Source organism: Nonomuraea sp. NPDC048901 (assembly GCF_040649695.1).
Lineage (GTDB): Bacteria > Actinomycetota > Actinomycetes > Streptosporangiales > Streptosporangiaceae > Nonomuraea.
In genome coordinates this window covers 30,105-46,202 of record NZ_JBEZFW010000030.1, presented here as the reverse complement: position 1 = coordinate 46,202, position 16,098 = coordinate 30,105, and the positions used below count along the sequence as shown (strand labels likewise).

Genomic DNA, 16,098 nt, shown 5'->3' with positions numbered 1-16,098 from the left:
TTCGGGGCAGGCAGACGGCGGGACCCGGAAAGGCCCGTCAGCCGGACGGTTGGCGGGGGACGGCTGTCTGGGTACATGAAGGCGCAACGGAACAGGACGCCCGTACGTGCTCACGGGACGCTCATGGAAGTCCACGGCCGTGAGGAGATCATGCGGCGCGCGTCCGAATGACGCTACAGGTCGCCGCGCCGCCACCGGCTTATCTCGGCCTCCAGCGCCTGCTCGTCCAAAGGGGACACCGACACATTCTGGGCCCACGCCGCCAGCAGCCGCGCGAGCTCCGCGTCCCCATGGTCGGCCTTGCCGTGGACGTGGAACCACGTGATCAGCGGCGCCGCGTGCGGCGCATCCTCATCGCAGGCAGGGCAGAGCACGACCCCGGTACGGCCGTGCACCCACCCTCCGCCTGCGTTGGCCCAGCCGTACGGTACCCGCGCCGACAGCAGCGCTTCGCCTTCGCAGCGCGGGCACGTGGGCGGCCCCGCGGTCGAGACGACCTCGATCCGCCGTTGGGTCACAGCATGATGGCTTCCGGTCCGAACAGCTGCTTCACGTCCGCGGCGAAGCTGGGTTCGGCGTTGACCGAGAACTCCGGCAGAGCGCACACCAGGGTCTTCCCGCTCAGCCGCTGCACATTGATCCGCAGTGGCACGCTGCCCTGGTGCAGCTTCAGCACGTTACGGAGCTCTTCCACGGTTTGCTGCGTGAGGCGTTCCTCGCGGACCTGGATGGTGACGGGATGCCCGGAATCGCTGGTGATGCCGGACACGTCGAGCGGGGTGAGATCTTGCGCGAAGACGCTGATGGCGCCGTCCCGGTTGTTGATCTGGCCGCCGACCGACACCACGACGTCGCCGCGTAGCTCCGGCGCGTACAGCTCGTAGCTCTTGGGGAAGAACAGGCACTCGATGGCCGCGTCCATGTCCTCGACCGTGACGATCGCCCACACGTTGCCGGCCTTGTTGACCCGCTTGTCGACCTTGGTGATGAGGCCGCACACCCGTACGTCGCCGCGGTCGTCACGGCCGCTTTCGAGGAGTTCGGCGATGGTGGTGTCGCGGTTGCGGGCCAGCAGCCGCTCCGTGCCCGCCAACGGGTGGTCCGACACGTACAGGCCGAGCATCTCCCGCTCGAAGTCCAGCAGCGTCTTCTTGTCCCACTCCATGTCGGGAATCTGTACGGAGAACGCCGCCTCGCCCTCGTCGTCGCTCGGGCCGCCGAACAGGGAGTCCTGGCCGTGGGCCTCGTTCTTCTTGATGTCGATGACCGAATCGACCGCCTGCTCGTGCACCATGAGCAGGGCCTTACGCTGGTGGCCGAGCGAGTCGAAGGCGCCCGCCTTGATCAGCGATTCGATGACTCGCTTGTTGCAGGCCGTCAACGGCACCTTGCTGAGGAAGTCGTTGAAGTGCTCGTAGCGGCCCTTCTCGGCGCGGGCCTTGACGATGCCCTCCACCACGTTCTCCCCGACGTTACGGACGGCACCCATGCCGAAGCGCACCTGGGTGTCACCAACGGCGACGAAGTCGAGCTGGCTGTCGTTCACGTCCGGCGGCAGGACCTGGATGCCCATCTTGCGGCATTCGGCGAGGTAGACGCCCGCCTTGTCCTTGTCGTCACCCACGGAGGTGAGCAGGGCGGCCATGTACTCGGCGGGGTAGTTGGCCTTCAGGTAGGCGGTCCAGTAAGCGACCAGACCGTATCCGGCGGTGTGGGACTTGTTGAAGGCGTATCCGGAGAACGGCAGCATGACGTCCCAGAGCGCCTGGATCGCCTCGTCGCTGTAGTTGTTGGCGCGCATGCCCGCCTGGAAGTTGGCGTACTCGGCGTCCAGGATCTCCTTCTTCTTCTTACCCATGGCGCGGCGCAGCAGGTCGGCGCCGCCCAGCGTGTAGCCGGCCAGTTCCCGGGCCACGGCCATGATCTGCTCCTGGTAGACGAGCAGGTGGAAGGTGGGGCCGAGGATGGGTTCGAGCGCTTCCTTGAGCTCGGGGTGGATGGGCTCGATGTCCTGGCGGGCGTTCTTGCGGTGCGCGTAGTTGGTGTGCGCGTTGGCGGCCATCGGGCCCGGCCGGTAGAGGGCGAGCACTGCGGCGATGTCCTCGAACCGGGTGGGCTCCATCAGTCGCAGCAGCTGCCGCATCGGGCCGCCGTCGAGCTGGAAGACGCCCAGGGTGTCGCCGCGGGCCAGCAGCTCGTACGTGGTCTTGTCATCGAGGGGAAGCGTCAGCGTGTCGAGTTCCACGCCCCGGTTCTGCTTGATGATCTTGATGGCGTGGTCGATGATGCCCAGGTTGCGCAGGCCCAAGAAGTCCATCTTGATCAGGCCCATGTCTTCACAGCTCGGGTAGTCGAACCCGGTGATGATCACCTTGTCCTTGTCCCGCATGTGCATGGGGATCAGGTCCAGCAGGGGCGCCGAGGACAGGATGACCGCCGCCGCGTGCACGCCCGTGCCGCGGATCAGACCCTCGATGCCGCGGCCGGTGTCGATCACCTTGCGCACATCCTGGTCGTTCTCGTACAGGGCGCGGATCTCGGCGCCTTCGATGTAACGGGGGTGACTCTCGTTGAACATGTCCGCCAGCGGGACGCCCTTGCCCATGACGTCCGGCGGCATCGCCTTGGTGATCTTGTCACCCATCACGAACGGGTAGCCGAGGATGCGGGAGGCGTCCTTGACGGCGGCCTTCGCCTTGATCGTGCCGAACGTGTTGACCTGCGCGGTGGCCTCGCTGCCGTACTTCTGGGTCACGTACTGGACCATGCGGTCGCGCTGGCGGTCGTCGAAGTCGAGGTCGATGTCGGGCGGGCTGATGCGCTCGGGGTTCAGGAACCGCTCGAACAGCAGGCCGTGCTCCAGCGGGTCGAGCTCGGTGATGCGCGTCGCGTAGGCGACGATCGAGCCGGTGGCGCTACCACGGCCGGGCCCCACCGCGATGCCGTTGTCGCGGGCATGCCGGCAGATGTCGGCGACGACCAGGAAGTAGGAGGAGAAACCGAGTGGGCCGATGACCTTCATCTCGGTCTCGTAGCGCTCCATGACCTCGGCGGGGACCGGGGTGCCGTAACGCATCTCCAGGCCGCGTTCGACCTCCTTGCGCAGCCAGGACTCCTGCGTCTCGCCCTCGGGGACGTCCGGGTATTGGGGCATCCGGTCCACGTACGCGAACACGTCGCTGTAGTCGCCGACCATCTCGGCCACGAGCAGCGTGTTGTCGCACGCTTCGGGCAGATCGGCGAACAGCCTGCGCATCTCGTCGGCGCTCTTGAGGTAGTAGCCCGACCCGTTGAAGCGGAACCGGTTGGGGTCGTCCTTGTTCTTGCCCACGCCGACGCACAGGAGGCTGTCGTGCGCGTCGGCCTGGTCCTCGGTCACATAGTGGCTGTCGTTGGTGACCAGCAGCGGAATGTCGAGCTGCTTGGCCAGCCGCAGCAGGTCGGCCCGGACCTCCCGCTCGATGTCGATGCCGTGGTCCATCAGCTCCAGGAAGTAGTTCTCCTTGCCGAAGATCTCCTGGTATTCGCCGGCGACCCTGACCGCCTCGTCGTACTGGCCGAGCCGGATCCGGGTCTGCACCGCACCGGACGGGCAGCCGGTGGTGGCGATGATGCCGTTGGCGTATTGGGAGATCAGGTCCTGGTCCATCCGGGGCTTGGAGTAGTAGCCCTCGAACGAGGCCAAGGACGACAACTTGAACAGATTGCGCAGTCCGTTCGCGTCCTTGGCCCACATGGTCATGTGGGTGAACCGGCCACCGCCGGAGACGTCCTTGCCGCCTTCGCCGTCCGCCACACCGGTCTCGGCTCGCGACCCCCAGAAGACCGGCTTCTTCACGAACCGGTTCTCCGGCGCCACGTAGGCCTCGATGCCGATGATGGGCTTGACGGGGCTGTCCTTGGCCACCTTCTGGAACTCGTACGCGCCGAACATGTTGCCGTGATCGGACATCGCGATCGCCGGCATCTCGAGGCGGGCGGCCTCCTTGAACAGCGGCTTCATCTTCGCCGCCCCGTCAAGCATGCTGTACTCAGTGTGGACGTGCAGATGTACGAAGGACTTGCTCACCCGTTCCCCTAACCTTGCCCCGGCCCGACTGCAGCATGAGCCTATTCCGTCCCGCGAGGCTGTTGGAGCATCGAACCGAAGGGGCAGACACCCTGTTGCCGGGGTGTTGCCAGAGTGCAAGGTGGCTCCCGGAAGGTCAGCCCTTGCCGTTGGCGGCGCACCAGCCGGACCACGTGGTGGCGCCCTTACCCAACTGCTTGTTGTAGAAGGAGCTCCAGGAGTTCTCGCTCGGGCCGGGCGCGGTGGGAGCGGCTTTGAAGAGCGGGTAGGCGGTGTCGACCTCCGCCCGCAGCCACGGCTCGACGTCCAGGTAGGAATCCAGCGACCAGCTGCGGGCGTGGTAGGTCAGCTGCCCGCGAACGCCGGTCTCCGGCAGGCACATGAACGGCGCCCACGGGCTCGTCCTGGCCCAGCTGATCTTGGTGTCCATCGCGCCCTTGGGGATGCTGCCCGCGACCGTACGGGCCGCGACCTCGCGATCGTCGACGTAGAAGTCGAACATCTCCTGGGCCGCGTAGACGCCGTTCACCAGGCCGAACTGCTCGCCCAGCGTGGCCCCGAAGTCGGTACGTACCGGGATGTCGCTGGTCCACTCGGTCTCGTCGTGCATCTGCCGCAGGGGCGGGCCGACGTAGGAGGAGGTGACGTTGAACGGGCCGAAGTTCACCGTGTCGTTGTTGATCGGGACGACCGGGTAGGTGCGCTGGTCGATCGGGTTCTTCCACTCCCGCAGGATCTTCGTGGGGTCGGTGGGGTCGGTGTAGAAGACGATCTCGCGGGAGAGCTGGTAGAGCTGCGTGGTGCCGGGCACCCGGTACAGCCGCCGGATGTTGTAGCCCTCGATGTTGAACAGTTTCTGGCCATGGCGCAGCTGCGGGTCGTAGGCGTTGCCCTCGATGTTGGCGTAGACGGCCCCTGAGATCCGGAAGACCATGTCCTTTCCGTCCGGCCGCCCATTGGTCTGCAGGGACAGCAGCCCGCTCTTGTCCGTAACCGTCTTGTAGACCGGTCCCGGATATGTCGGATCCTCTGTCTGCTGGTCCGCCGCTGCTCCAGGGATGGCGACGCACACGAACAGCGCGGCGAGGGCCGCGGACAGGGTTAAGCCACGACGCTTGGACAAGGGTGCTCCTGGGATGCCGAGGGTGACAGTGATCAGGCTGATCATCCCAGGCCGCTGTTCGTGATCATTCCGCGCTTCCCGGCGGTAAGAAATCTGACCACAATTCTTCGACATAACTCGCAGGTACGGGAGGCCAGGTGTCGAGCAGCGTGCTGACCCACGAATTCCACGTGGACGCCACCGGAAAAGGTGTTCGAGCACCTGACGACGCCGGAGAGCTACATCGGTCTGTCCCCCCTCGTGGTGGCCGTCAGCGATGTGGACCGCTCGGAGCCCGACGTGATCCGGTACAGGGCCGTCGAGCGTTTCCGATTTTTACGGATCTTCACGTACGACAACGCGATCGACGTGGCCCTGCACACCGACGGCCTGTCCGTCCACGGCGAGGTGCGGAGCCCGGGACGCATACGCATGGCCTACCGCTTCGACCTTGAGCCGGACGGCACCGGTACACGGATGAGCGATCGGCTCGACCTGACGGCGCCATGGCTCCTGGCCGGGTTCGCGGCCGGCCAGGCGCGCAATGTCCAGCTCGCCCGCGCTCGGATCCTGGCAGCGCGGCTGTCTCGTAGGTAGGCCCTCAGCTGTCAGGCGCAGGTGTATCCGGACGGTAGTGCGGTGTTGCCGTTCGGGCGGGTCGCCTGGAAGCCGACGCTGGTGATGCCGGCTCCGGGGGCGAGGGTGCCGTTGTGGGCGACGTTGTAGACGAATTTCTCCGCCAGCTTTTTGATCTCTTCCCGTCGGCACCGCCAGTCGGACTTGGCGGAGATGCGCGTACCGTCCAGCTTCTTGAAAGGGTCGGGGAGCCGGGAGTTGCTCGGCAGGGATCCCGCGTCGGGCAGGCCGGTCACCACGCAGTCGGCGCCCTCGTCCTCAACTCCGGTTGCCGCCGTTGCCCCGGTGGGGGCTACGGTTAGCGCTCCAGTGAGCGAGAGTGTCACGGCTACCGCCAGCGCGACGGCCCTCGTACGGAGGGTCATTGGGCTCTCCCTTCCAGGTGGGGCGTTGGCGATCAGTCTGAGAACCCGCCTGAAACGTGTCAACGCACATCCGAAATATTTCGGAGATCGGCCGCCTATGCAGCCGTGCAACCTGGGATGACATTCACCTCGTAGCCGAAAATTTCGGAAATTAGCTGAAATGGAGCCACTCCTTCACCCGACGGTCTGGGGAGAACGGCGAGGAGCCGCCCCCAAGGACCGGGGACGGCTCCACTCAGGTGGGCGATGTCATCTACGCCCAGGATTGTTCGACGATCCAGCTCACGTCGTTGGCCCATGAGGTGGCGCTGTCGAAGGCGTTCGAGCCGCCGTTGCTGGCGATGTAGACGATGTTGTTGTAGTGGCGGATGAACCGGGTCGGGAAGTTGTAGGAGGCGAGCGAGGAGCCCTGGCCGCTCTTGCCGGCCTGCGGGCAGAAGGTGGCGTCGGCGGCGAACAGTGAGCTGCCGTCGTTGTGCTGCCGGTACAGCTGGTAGTTCTGGTGCCGCAGGAAGTCGCCGGGGTAGTTCCTCGACTCGAACGACACGCACGAACCGCTGGCCAGGCCGCTGCGTACGATCCACGAGGCGTCGCTCTTGTCGAGAGACGAGCTGCCCGAGGTGATCACCGACGTGATGGCCTGGTCGTTCTGGTGCCGGATGTAGCGGTCGGTGCAGCAGACCGTCGTCGCGCGCAGCGAGATCGACGAGCCGGGGGTGAGCGTTCCGCCGGGGTTGCCGCCGCTAGACGGCGCGTATCCGGCGGCGACGATGCCGGCCTGCACCGAGTTCTCGGTGGCGTCCGACGGGTAGCCGGAGGTCATCACGCCCTCGTAGAAGGTGCCAGCGGAGCTGTTGCTGTTGTCGCCGCCGATCCCGAGGATGATCGCCCCTTCCTTCTTCATCGGGTTGTAGCCCGCGACGTTGGGGCGCGCTCCGTTGTAGTACGTCGACAGGTTGCCCGACTGCGCGTTGCCGGCCCGGATCGACCAGTGGTTCGGCTCGCCCTTGATGATGGCGGTCAGGAACCGGTGGTTCACGGTCGGGTCGTTCGCGTTGTAACCCGGGTTCACTCCGGAGAACAGGCCGTTCTCGAGGTCGGCCATGACCCAGGGGCCGTTGCCCGGGCCGTAGCCCCAGACCTTGATGTTCCCGAAGTAGATGGCCTCCATGGTGCCGTTGCCGTTGTCACGGCTGTTGGTCTCGGCGTTGCCGTAGTCGAAGCAGCAGCCGCCGTTGTAGTGCGTGCCGTCGAAGACCGCGTACATTCCCTCGGGCTGATCGCCCTTCGCGACGCCGTTGGTGTTGTTGTTGCGGTAGCCGGTGCCGGGAGCCACGTAGACGCCGTACGCCTTGTGACCGTTGATCATCGTCGGCGCGGCGGTCGCGTTCGCGAGGTTGTCGTACCCGCCGGGAGCCGGGCCGGAGAACCCGCCGGGGGGCGCCTGGGTGAGGTTGTTACCGCGACCGGACTGGTCGTAAATGATGGTGATGAGGCAGGTCGTACCCGCGCAGAACGAATCCTGTGCCGCGGCGTTGGCGTATCCGCCCGCGCTCAGGAGGCCGATGTTCCTGGTGGTGTTGTCCGAGGTGCGGCGCACCTGGTAGAGCGAGCCGTTGTAGGCGCCGTACAGGGCGCGGGTCGTACTGTGCGCCGCGACGCACGGGGTGCCGCCGGCGGCGTAGATGTCACACGACAGCGACGTGGCGGCCTGTGACGGCGTGGAGACCCCGGCCAGGAGGCCGGCGGCGAGCGCGACGGCCGCACCGGCGGACAGCAGGACCTTTTTAAGCTGCCGTAATTGGGACCGAACAATCATGATGAACCTCTGCCTTTCAGGGGGGGCGTCGCTATATTCCAGGCACAGGTCATTAAACGAAAGACGCGAAGGACGCCGCCGTGCGACTGTGCGCACAGCGACATGCCTGCCGACCTGCGACATTGCGACAGGGACGGAAAGGAGGTTACATTGTTAGCGCTAACATTCTTGCGTGCTATAAGACCTCCAGAGACGCGCTTATGGGGTGACTGGCTCACTATGGATCGGAAGCCTATGTTGCGTCAAGGTTTCGGCGGAGTTATGAAAACGCGGCGCGGCCAGAACGATCACAGCTTGTCGCCCTAACAGCCGGGCACCCCTACCGCTTTGTCTGGTGATGCCGTGCACACGGCCGGCTCCTCCACGTGGACCGGGCCGCCTCGATCTTTGGTGACGAACGCGATCGCGAGGGCGACGAATGCCGCCACGATCACGCCGTAGGTCCATGCGCCCGCCTTGTTGTTCAGCGCCAGACTGGCGATGAAACCAACCGGCGGGGCGCCCAGCCCGAGGATCAACATGGCTATCCCGCACACCAGGAAGAGGATTTCGTTCGCCGATGTGCCCTCGGTCACGGTGAAGCCGTACGAGAACGCCAGAACACCCAGGGTGGGTGTGCCGATGAGCCATAGGAGACCGAGAAGCAGGAGCGCTGTCCCGCCCTTCGGCTGCTGATCCGGCTCCATGATCGGCTCCGTCATGCCTATTGGTCGCCGACAGCAGCTGGCGAGTTCGAGATCTGTCGCAAGGGTTGCCGAGCCGTTACCGATCAGTGGAGCGGTTGTCGTAGGTTCCGCGGGCCGCGACGGTCAACCCAGCGCGTCCTCTGCACGCGGTCGGTCGGCCTGGGTCGGGTACGAGGTGGTGGTCCAGTGCTGGCCCAGGCTCAGGTGCGCCAACCAGCGGGGATCGGTTACCCACACATCGTAATCGGTTTGGACCAGCAACTCTTCGTCGGTGAACCAATGCAGGTCGTAGCGTCTGGTTGGCAGGTTGGCGATGTCCGTCTTTGTAAATGACACGTTCTTCGACATCACGGCTTCATACCGCTCGATGAACCGCCAGGTGTTGCCATCAACCCAATCGTCGTCGAGGATCTCATCCAAGCTGACCTGCTCGCCCAGCGGACCGGCATCCTCGACCTCGTCCCATAGCACGCGTAAGAAGAAGCTCGTATCTCCATCCAACAGCGCCTGGTCGTACTCATCGGCGTCGTAATACGTGACGAAGACGCGCAACCGGACGCGCCGCTGCCCCGGTTCCAGCGCCATCACGCGAATTCCGTACAGGTCTGTACTCATCACATTCCCCGTCACGATCAAGGGCCACCGGCGGCAACGCGAAGAGCCAGTCATGACGACAGAGCTGGTCGACCACTACAGGCACTCGAAGGCGTTGTCCCTACCCGTCGAGGCACCTGTAGCCCTTGCCGTCCCAGCAGTCGTCGGCCGCCGAAGCAACAAACATGGTCACGCTATAACGTCCCTCGACCGACACGGCGACGACCCGCTGCCCGAACTTCTTGGTCAGGTCGTATGCCTCACACCGGTCCGCTGGGCAGTCTCGAGAGCGTTCGGAGGCCGGACGGCTGCTCCACCCCGCCTTCACAAAGGCCGCGACAGCATCCTTCGGCTCCGCCTTCTCAAGGTTGACATCAACCCATGAACCGTACGTAGATGAATCGCAGTCGCTCATATCCTGCATGGACGCGACCAGCCCCGCCTGAGAGAAAGTGGGGCCCAATGCCTCCCGGACAAGGGCGTTCTCGTAATCCGCCCGTTTCTGACACAGTCCCCCGCCGGTAGCCGTGTCCCAGAACCCTCCGCAACCCGCAAGGAAGACCGTGCTCAGCACGATGAGAACTAGTGTCAGCCAGCTCTTTCTCGCCGTTCCCAGTGCCGGATGTAAATTGATCACTGCGCCAGTCAACCACAGACCAGCGCAATTGACGCTTGCTCCCGCGAGTCGAACACTCACATCACCGGCCTGGCCGTCACGCATTGCGCATGGCATGAATGATTACGGATAATTCCGGAGCTGGGTGCCTCCGCGGAAGGCATAGGTTTGTCTGTCGCTGCCGCTACAGTCGGCGGCGTGCCATACGACCCTGCGCCGCTTGAGCAGCTCACCGCCCTTGTTCCCCCGCCGCCCTCACCGGTCTTCGGCGTTCGTGCCTGGGATGAGGTTTTCGCGGATATCGGGATGCGGCTTCCGGATGATTACGTCGCTTTCATAGAACGCTACGGGAGCTGCGACTTCGCTCGTTGGTTGTATGTCTGCGACCTGCGTCTGCTCACCAAAGAGCGATGTGCTGGGTTGCCTGAGGAAATGGACTACTACCGAGACCTCAGAGAGGACTCTCCCGAAGACTTCACGCTCGCCATGTGGCCCGAACCCGGGGGGTTCTTCCGCTGGGGCAGCACCATCGACGGCGATGACATCGGCTGGTTGACCTTAGGCGAGCCTGAAGCCTGGCCGGTGATCATCGTTCCGCACGAGGCCGGGCAAGAGCCGCCCATCGCGGAGACCATGACCGAGTGGCTGGTGGGTTGGGCCTCCGGTGCTCGATACGACACAAGTGGGTTCGCGCAAGGCACCGAAGGCCATCCGCTCGTCTGTGAGCCGCTGTCATAGGGAGTCAGGTGGCAGACAAGCCCAGACCGTACCGGAGCGGAGAAGGCGCTAGATCCTGGCCAGCTCAAGGTCGGTGCCGCCGGCGCGGATCCCTTCGGCGGCCGCCTCCGTAAGTGCGGCGTCGGTGATCACCATGTCGAAGGCGCTCAGCGGCGCGACCCGGTACATCCCGAAACTTCCGTACTTCGACGACCCGGCCACCAGCACCGAGCGTGACGCCGCTTCCATCGCCGCCTGCTTGATCTCCACCTTGGCGGCGGCCGGGGTGGTGACGCCGCGGATGAGGTCCCACGAGCCAGCGCTGATGAAGGCCAGGTCGAAGGCGAGCTGCCGTACGGTGGCCGCGGCCAGCCGCCCCACGCTGGAGCGGTTGTCGGGCTCGACCTGGCCGCCGGTGTGGATGACGGACAGGTGCCTGGCCGCCTGGAGCTCGTCGACCGTGGTGAAGTCGTTGGTCACCACGGTCAGCCTCTCGCGCGGCAACAGGAACGCGACCATGGACAGGATGGTCGTTCCCGCGTCGAGGTAGACGGTCATGCCGTCCTTCACCAGCTCGGCGGCGGCCCGGCCCATGGCCCGCTTCTCAGGCTGCTCGATCAGCGACTTGTCATGGAACGTCGGCTCGGTGTGCACCTGGTGGGCGATGCGTACACCGCCCGGGACGGAGAAGACCCGCCCCTGCCGCTCCAGCTCCGCGATGTCGCGCCGCACCGTCATGTGCGAGACGCCGAAGATCTGGGTGATCTGCTGGACGCTCAGCACACCCTCGCGCCGTAGCTGCTTGAGGAGCCTTTCGCGGCGCTGGTCCGGGATGAGTGGAGGCTCCTCCGGGGCGGTCATCGTGCTTTCCCTCCCTGGTCGGTCCACAGGCAGTGGTGCGATTTAACAGAAGCTAGTCATCGATTCACATCTACGTCAAGTAATGTACTTTATCTTCACATCAACGCTGTCGTCACACGCCCGGAGGGCTGATGCCGTACCTAGGGGCCGTCGCCGATGACTTCACAGGAGCGACGGATCTCGCCACGATGCTGGTCGCCCGCGGGTTCCGCACCGTGGTGGCCGTCGGTTCCGGCGGCCTTGTCGACTCCCAGGCCGATGCCGTGGTCGTGGCGCTGAAGTCGCGCACGGCGCCCGTCGCCGACGCCGTGCGCGACTCGGTGGCGGCGCTGGAGGCGTTGCGCGCCACGGGATGCGAGCGCTTCTATTTCAAGTACTGCTCGACCTTCGACTCCACACCCGAGGGCAACATCGGCCCGGTGGCCGAAGCGCTGCTGGACGCCCTCGGCGAGACGCGTACGGTGGTGGTGCCCGCCTTCCCGGCGACCGGCCGCACCGTCTATCGCGGCCGGCTGTTCGTCCACGACGACCTGCTCGACGAAAGCCCCATGCGCGACCACCCGCTGACGCCCATGCGGGATTCGCACCTCGGCCGCCTGCTGTCCCCTCAGACGCGGCGGCGGGTGCACTTCATCGGTCACGACACGGTACGGGCAGGCGCCTCGCACATCCGTACGGCCCTGAACGCCCAGGAGGCCGACGGCGCGCTGACCGTCGTCGACGCCACCACGGACGCCGACCTGCGCGCCATCGCGGCGGCCACCGCCGACCTACGGTTGGTGACCAGCGCGGCCGGTCTGGCGCTCGGCCTCGAACGCGAACCTGGACGCGAACCTCGGCTCGGACCTTGACACCGACGCGGGCCTGGGCACGGACGCGAACCTCGGCCCGGACCTTGATACCGACGCGGACCTGGGCACGGACGCGGTGCTCGTGGAACGCGCGCTCGCCCGGTGCGCGGCCGACCTGGTGGCGGCCGGGGCCCACCACCTGCTCGTGGCCGGTGGCGAGACATCGGGAGCCGTGGTCACCGCACTCGGCGCCCGGACCCTGCGCATCGGCGCCGAGATCAGTCCCGGCGTGACCTGGTCGCGTACGGAAGCGCGGTTGAACGAACGTTGCCTGCCGATCAACCTCGCCCTCAAATCCGGCAACTTCGGGGAGACGGACATCTTCCCCACCGCATGGGACAAGCTGTCGTGAGCGCCGAACTGATCGAAGCGAGCGCCCACCTGGCCGCCCTCGGCCTGAGCCCTGGCTCGTCGGGCAACCTCAGCGTCCGAGAGGGTGACCGCCTGCTCATCACCCCAACCGGCGCCGACCTGGCCGCCCTGGACCCCGAGGGGCTGTCGGTCCTGGACGAGCACGGCACGCACGTCGCCGGGCCCATGCCGTCGAAGGAGTTCCCCCTGCACCTCGCGCTCTACCGGCGCGATCCGGCCGCCAAGGCGGTCGTCCACCTGCACTCACGGCACGCCGCGGCCGTCGCCTGCCTGCCGCCGTGGTCACCGCGCAGCGCGATCCCGCCGCTCACGCCGTACTTCGTCATGCGGGTCGGACAGACGCCACTGATCGGGTACGCCGCTCCGGGGGACACGGCCCAGGCCGGGGCACTGGAACGGCTCGACTTCCCGTTCCGGGCCGCACTCCTGCAGAACCATGGCCCAATCGTGACCGGCTCGTCGATGCGCGCGGCGGTGGAGGCGGCCGTCGAGGTCGAGGAGGTCTGCGCGCTGCTCCTGCTGCTCGGCGACCGTGAACCCCGCCTCCTCGCCGACGCGGAGATCCGCGAGCTCACCGGCAAGTACGGGACTCCCTGGGGCGCGGGCGCGGACGAACATGGGCCCACGTCTTTGCGGAAAGATGTGACGCATGTTCGGCACGCCGCTGTCCGCCCGGCTTGAGCGTTCCAGCCGGATCCTCGTCGCCGGCGCTGGCGGAGGCTTCGACGTGTACGCCGGGTTACCCCTGGCCCTGTCTCTTCGGGAGGCCGGCAAGGAGGTGCACCTGGCGAACCTGTCGTTCAGCCACCTCGACGCCCTCGACCTGGGCGTCTGGCTGTTCGAGGACGTGGCGGAGATACGCCCGGACACCGCGACCCGCGACTGGTACTTCCCCGAGGGCTGCCTGGCCCGCTGGCTGGCCACGCACGGCCAGCCGTCGACTGTTTACGCCTTCCCCAAGGTCGGCGTCCGCCCGCTGCGCGCCGCGTACGCCAAGCTCGCCGAGCACCTCGACCTGGACGCGGTCGTCCTGGTGGACGGCGGCACCGACATCCTCATGCGCGGCGACGAAGCCGGCCTCGGCACCCCAGCCGAGGACATGACGAGCCTGGCCGCCGCCCACGCTCTCGACGTCCCCGAGAAGATCGTGGCCTGCCTGGGCTTCGGGGTGGACGCCTACCACGGCGTCAACCACGTACAGGTCCTGGAGAACCTGGCGGCCCTGGAACGCGACGGCGCCTACCTGGGCACGTCGTCGGTCTCCAGGTCCACGAAGGCGGGTGCGCTCTATCTCGACGCCGTCGCGCACGCCCAGGCCGAGCTGCCGACGTACCCGAGCATCGTGAACGGCTCGATCGCGGCGGCCGTACGCGGCGAGTTCGGGGACGTGCGCTTCACCGACCGGACGAAGGGCAGCGAGCTGTTCGTCAACCCGCTCATGGCCATCTACTTCGCCGTGGACCTCGACGCGCTGGCCCGGCGCTCGCTCTATCTGGACCGGCTCCGGGACACCGAACTCATGCGCCAGGTCGTCTCCGTCATCGAGACGTTCCGCGACGAGGTGACACCCCGTCCGCCAAAGGCGTTCCCGCACTAGGGACTCCGGCCCGAGCAAGTCGTGCTGTCCAACGGGAGTGTCGAACTGATGGGTCGCGACGTCCGTCTTCACACGCCGAGCTGTGGTTGCTGCGACTTCGACGATCGACCGTACAGCTCGCGGTACGCCTCGCGTAGTTCGACGACTTCGGCCAGGCCGTGCCCCTCGATGCCCGCGATGACCTCCTGGGCCCGCCAGTAGTTCGAGGGTACGAGTAGGCCGCTCATGACCGCCTGGAGGGTGATGTGACCAGCCTCTCCCGGTTCGTCCGTGGCGAGCAGGGCCAAAGCCAGATCGAGCCGAGCGGAGGCGGCTCTGCGCGGGCGCGGCCCACCGTCCTCCGTGGACTCCAACCGAGCGAGTACCTGCCGTGCGTAGCCCACGGCCGCAGGATCGCCCAGCCACGATAGCGTCGTCGCGGTGTATGCCTCGCTCTTGGCGGGGTCATATCGGAAGTGATGCTCTGGCTGGTCCGGGATAGGCATCGGAGAGACCATCTGGTGAATCCGGTTCAGCGCGGCCCTGGTCTCGGTTCCCTTCCCCATCCGCGCCCACGCCCGGCCTTCCTGCCCGGTCGCCTGGACGTAGGCCGAACTCCTGCGCGGAGCGACGTCTTGCGCTCCCTGGGAGAGGATCATCGCGTGCTGGTACTCGCCCTCGGTGAGAGCCTGCCACGCCTCTGTTTCCAGGCACCACGCCTTGATCTCGGAGTGCTCGGCGTGGCCGGCCAGCTGTCCGGCGGTCCGCAGGCGTGCCGCCGCAGCGGGGTATTGCCGCAGGTCGATGTGGCAGGTTGCCGCAAGCAATGACAGCCAACCGCCGGCCACGAGCAGGCGTCGATGCTCGGCGATGGTCTTCTTGCCGTCGAAGAGCCGCACGACGTACTCCAGGTGCCGCTTCACTCGTACAAGCAGCTGGCCCGGAGGCGTGCGAGGGTAAGCCGACGACAGGTCATCCACGGCGAGTTCCAGCCGTTCCAGGGTCTCCCGGCCGACGTCGCTGGCCCCCGCTCGACGGGCGAGCTCGATCGCGTCGATCTCGTCGCCGAGGTACGTCGCTTCGTCCTCGTCGTGGAAGAGAGCGTGTTCGCTCAACCCGTACACGCGGCAGTACAGCTCGGCGTACTCATCGTCCGGCCGGTGCTTCCCGCACTCGTGGTCCCGAATTCTGCGAATTATGCTCTCCGGCTCAGGCAGGACCCTGTCTGCGACCCTGGACAGTTGCCGGGCAAGATCCCGTTGAGACCATCCTCGCCTGGTCCGCTCGATGCGTAGCCGACCGGCCCAGGCCGGAACCTTGCTCATCACACGCACCTCCGGGGGACGAGCGGACACAGGCGGATGGCAGGGTGCGCCACCGGTGTCCTCTCCCGCAGTCGTACCACAGGCGAGTGTGATGGAACCGTGCACTGGGACACGAACAACCGCGACGCGATGACCGACACCGGCGCGCACGCGCTCATGGCCACTGACCCGAACGTCCGCGAGGTCGTTGCCGATGCCGCTCTCCTGCTGGACCTCCGCGGCCGTCAGCTCTCGGTGCTCCGCAACACCTATCCGGGCTGGGACATCGACTATGAGAGCGATGCGTCCGGGCGGATGTGGTGGACAGCCGAGCTCCGCAGGACGCTCACTTTGGAGATGGCGACGGAAGGCGTCATGCGGATCGTCCGGCAGGAGGACGCCATCGCGCTCGCGTCCACGCTGGCCTGGCAATCAGCCCTCTTGCACAACACGCGGTCAGGCATCAGTCCGCCGAACACCCCGTCCACTAGTGACCCCCCTAGTCCCCCGTTACGCTGCTCCGCATGAAC

Annotated in this window: 17 protein-coding genes; 7 read left to right on the top strand and 10 right to left on the bottom strand. The window is 66.3% G+C overall.

Annotation, left to right across the window (positions count from 1 at the left end; translation table 11 throughout):
* Positions 1–173: 173 nt before the first annotated feature.
* The 3 genes from AB0C30_RS54270 to AB0C30_RS54260 all read right to left on the bottom strand — a co-directional run bounded on the left by AB0C30_RS54270 (position 174) and on the right by AB0C30_RS54260 (position 5,192).
* Positions 174–518, bottom strand: a complete 345-nt coding sequence (locus AB0C30_RS54270) for a DUF6300 family protein (RefSeq protein WP_357959707.1) — start codon at positions 516–518, stop codon at positions 174–176.
* On the bottom strand, positions 515–4,069 hold the full coding sequence (gene dnaE / locus AB0C30_RS54265; protein WP_357959704.1) for a DNA polymerase III subunit alpha: 3,555 nt from the start codon (positions 4,067–4,069) through the stop codon (positions 515–517). Before dnaE ends, AB0C30_RS54270 begins: the two co-directional genes overlap by 4 nt.
* Positions 4,070–4,205: 136 nt before the next feature.
* Positions 4,206–5,192, bottom strand: a complete 987-nt coding sequence (locus AB0C30_RS54260) for a DUF1838 family protein (RefSeq protein WP_357959702.1) — start codon at positions 5,190–5,192, stop codon at positions 4,206–4,208.
* 189 nt (positions 5,193–5,381) lie between these two features.
* Between AB0C30_RS54260 and AB0C30_RS54255 the strand changes: the two genes are divergently transcribed.
* On the top strand, positions 5,382–5,768 hold the full coding sequence (locus tag AB0C30_RS54255; protein WP_357959699.1) for an SRPBCC family protein: 387 nt from the start codon (positions 5,382–5,384) through the stop codon (positions 5,766–5,768).
* 11 nt (positions 5,769–5,779) lie between these two features.
* Here the strand turns inward: AB0C30_RS54255 and AB0C30_RS54250 are convergent, their stop codons facing one another.
* The 5 genes from AB0C30_RS54250 to AB0C30_RS54230 all read right to left on the bottom strand — a co-directional run bounded on the left by AB0C30_RS54250 (position 5,780) and on the right by AB0C30_RS54230 (position 9,908).
* On the bottom strand, positions 5,780–6,172 hold the full coding sequence (locus tag AB0C30_RS54250) for a hypothetical protein (RefSeq protein WP_357959696.1): 393 nt from the start codon (positions 6,170–6,172) through the stop codon (positions 5,780–5,782).
* Between the two features lie 253 nt (positions 6,173–6,425).
* A complete protein-coding gene (locus tag AB0C30_RS54245) occupies positions 6,426–7,991 on the bottom strand; it encodes an alpha-L-arabinofuranosidase B (protein ID WP_357959693.1) in 1,566 nt (521 codons plus the stop codon).
* A 302-nt stretch (positions 7,992–8,293) separates the two neighbouring features.
* Positions 8,294–8,677, bottom strand: a complete 384-nt coding sequence (locus AB0C30_RS54240) for a hypothetical protein (RefSeq protein WP_357959690.1) — start codon at positions 8,675–8,677, stop codon at positions 8,294–8,296.
* A gap of 123 nt (positions 8,678–8,800) precedes the next feature.
* Complete coding sequence (locus AB0C30_RS54235; RefSeq protein ID WP_357959688.1) at positions 8,801–9,292, bottom strand: hypothetical protein; 492 nt, start codon at positions 9,290–9,292, stop codon at positions 8,801–8,803.
* A 100-nt stretch (positions 9,293–9,392) separates the two neighbouring features.
* The gene (locus tag AB0C30_RS54230) at positions 9,393–9,908 is read right to left on the bottom strand and encodes a hypothetical protein (RefSeq protein WP_357959685.1); all 516 of its coding nucleotides are present in this window, start codon (positions 9,906–9,908) and stop codon (positions 9,393–9,395) included.
* A 177-nt stretch (positions 9,909–10,085) separates the two neighbouring features.
* On the opposite strand from AB0C30_RS54230, the gene AB0C30_RS54225 reads away from it, so the two are divergent.
* Positions 10,086–10,625, top strand: coding sequence for an SMI1/KNR4 family protein (locus AB0C30_RS54225; protein ID WP_357959683.1), 540 nt, complete (start codon positions 10,086–10,088; stop codon positions 10,623–10,625).
* 48 nt (positions 10,626–10,673) lie between these two features.
* On the opposite strand, the gene AB0C30_RS54220 is transcribed toward AB0C30_RS54225, so the two are convergent.
* Positions 10,674–11,465, bottom strand: coding sequence for a DeoR/GlpR family DNA-binding transcription regulator (locus AB0C30_RS54220; protein ID WP_357959680.1), 792 nt, complete (start codon positions 11,463–11,465; stop codon positions 10,674–10,676).
* A 131-nt stretch (positions 11,466–11,596) separates the two neighbouring features.
* Here AB0C30_RS54220 and AB0C30_RS54215 point away from each other — a divergent pair, with 131 nt between their 5' ends.
* The 4 genes from AB0C30_RS54215 (at position 11,597) to AB0C30_RS54200 (ending at position 14,285) form a co-directional block, all read left to right on the top strand.
* Positions 11,597–12,316, top strand: coding sequence for a four-carbon acid sugar kinase family protein (locus AB0C30_RS54215; RefSeq protein WP_357959678.1), 720 nt, complete (start codon positions 11,597–11,599; stop codon positions 12,314–12,316).
* A gap of 82 nt (positions 12,317–12,398) precedes the next feature.
* Positions 12,399–12,668, top strand: coding sequence for a nucleotide-binding domain containing protein (locus AB0C30_RS54210; RefSeq protein ID WP_357959675.1), 270 nt, complete (start codon positions 12,399–12,401; stop codon positions 12,666–12,668).
* Positions 12,665–13,369 (top strand): class II aldolase/adducin family protein, encoded by a 705-nt coding sequence (locus AB0C30_RS54205; protein WP_357959672.1) that lies wholly within the window; start codon positions 12,665–12,667, stop codon positions 13,367–13,369. The genes AB0C30_RS54210 and AB0C30_RS54205 overlap by 4 nt, the downstream gene beginning before the upstream one ends.
* Entirely contained in the window at positions 13,338–14,285 is a 948-nt protein-coding gene (locus AB0C30_RS54200; RefSeq protein WP_357959669.1) for a DUF1152 domain-containing protein, read from the top strand. The genes AB0C30_RS54205 and AB0C30_RS54200 overlap by 32 nt, the downstream gene beginning before the upstream one ends.
* 68 nt (positions 14,286–14,353) lie before the next feature.
* Here AB0C30_RS54200 and AB0C30_RS54195 read toward each other — a convergent pair whose 3' ends face one another.
* Entirely contained in the window at positions 14,354–15,589 is a 1,236-nt protein-coding gene (locus AB0C30_RS54195; RefSeq protein ID WP_357959667.1) for a helix-turn-helix transcriptional regulator, read from the bottom strand.
* Positions 15,590–15,688: 99 nt separating this feature from the next.
* On the opposite strand from AB0C30_RS54195, the gene AB0C30_RS54190 reads away from it, so the two are divergent.
* Complete coding sequence (locus AB0C30_RS54190; protein ID WP_357959664.1) at positions 15,689–16,096, top strand: hypothetical protein; 408 nt, start codon at positions 15,689–15,691, stop codon at positions 16,094–16,096.
* Positions 16,097–16,098: the final 2 nt, after the last annotated feature.

What these genes read in the sequence shown, in the direction of transcription:
- AB0C30_RS54250 (WP_357959696.1), bottom strand. Translation starts at nt 6,172, where the DNA reads ATGACCCTCCGTACGAGGGCCGTCGCGCTGGCGGTAGCCGTGACACTC.
- AB0C30_RS54245 (WP_357959693.1), bottom strand. Translation starts at nt 7,991, where the DNA reads ATGATTGTTCGGTCCCAATTACGGCAGCTTAAAAAGGTCCTGCTGTCC.
- AB0C30_RS54240 (WP_357959690.1), bottom strand. Translation starts at nt 8,677, where the DNA reads ATGGAGCCGGATCAGCAGCCGAAGGGCGGGACAGCGCTCCTGCTTCTC.
- AB0C30_RS54235 (WP_357959688.1), bottom strand. Translation starts at nt 9,292, where the DNA reads ATGAGTACAGACCTGTACGGAATTCGCGTGATGGCGCTGGAACCGGGG.
- AB0C30_RS54220 (WP_357959680.1), bottom strand. Translation starts at nt 11,465, where the DNA reads ATGACCGCCCCGGAGGAGCCTCCACTCATCCCGGACCAGCGCCGCGAA.
- AB0C30_RS54215 (WP_357959678.1), top strand. Translation starts at nt 11,597, where the DNA reads ATGCCGTACCTAGGGGCCGTCGCCGATGACTTCACAGGAGCGACGGAT.
- AB0C30_RS54200 (WP_357959669.1), top strand. Translation starts at nt 13,338, where the DNA reads ATGTTCGGCACGCCGCTGTCCGCCCGGCTTGAGCGTTCCAGCCGGATC.
- AB0C30_RS54195 (WP_357959667.1), bottom strand. Translation starts at nt 15,589, where the DNA reads ATGAGCAAGGTTCCGGCCTGGGCCGGTCGGCTACGCATCGAGCGGACC.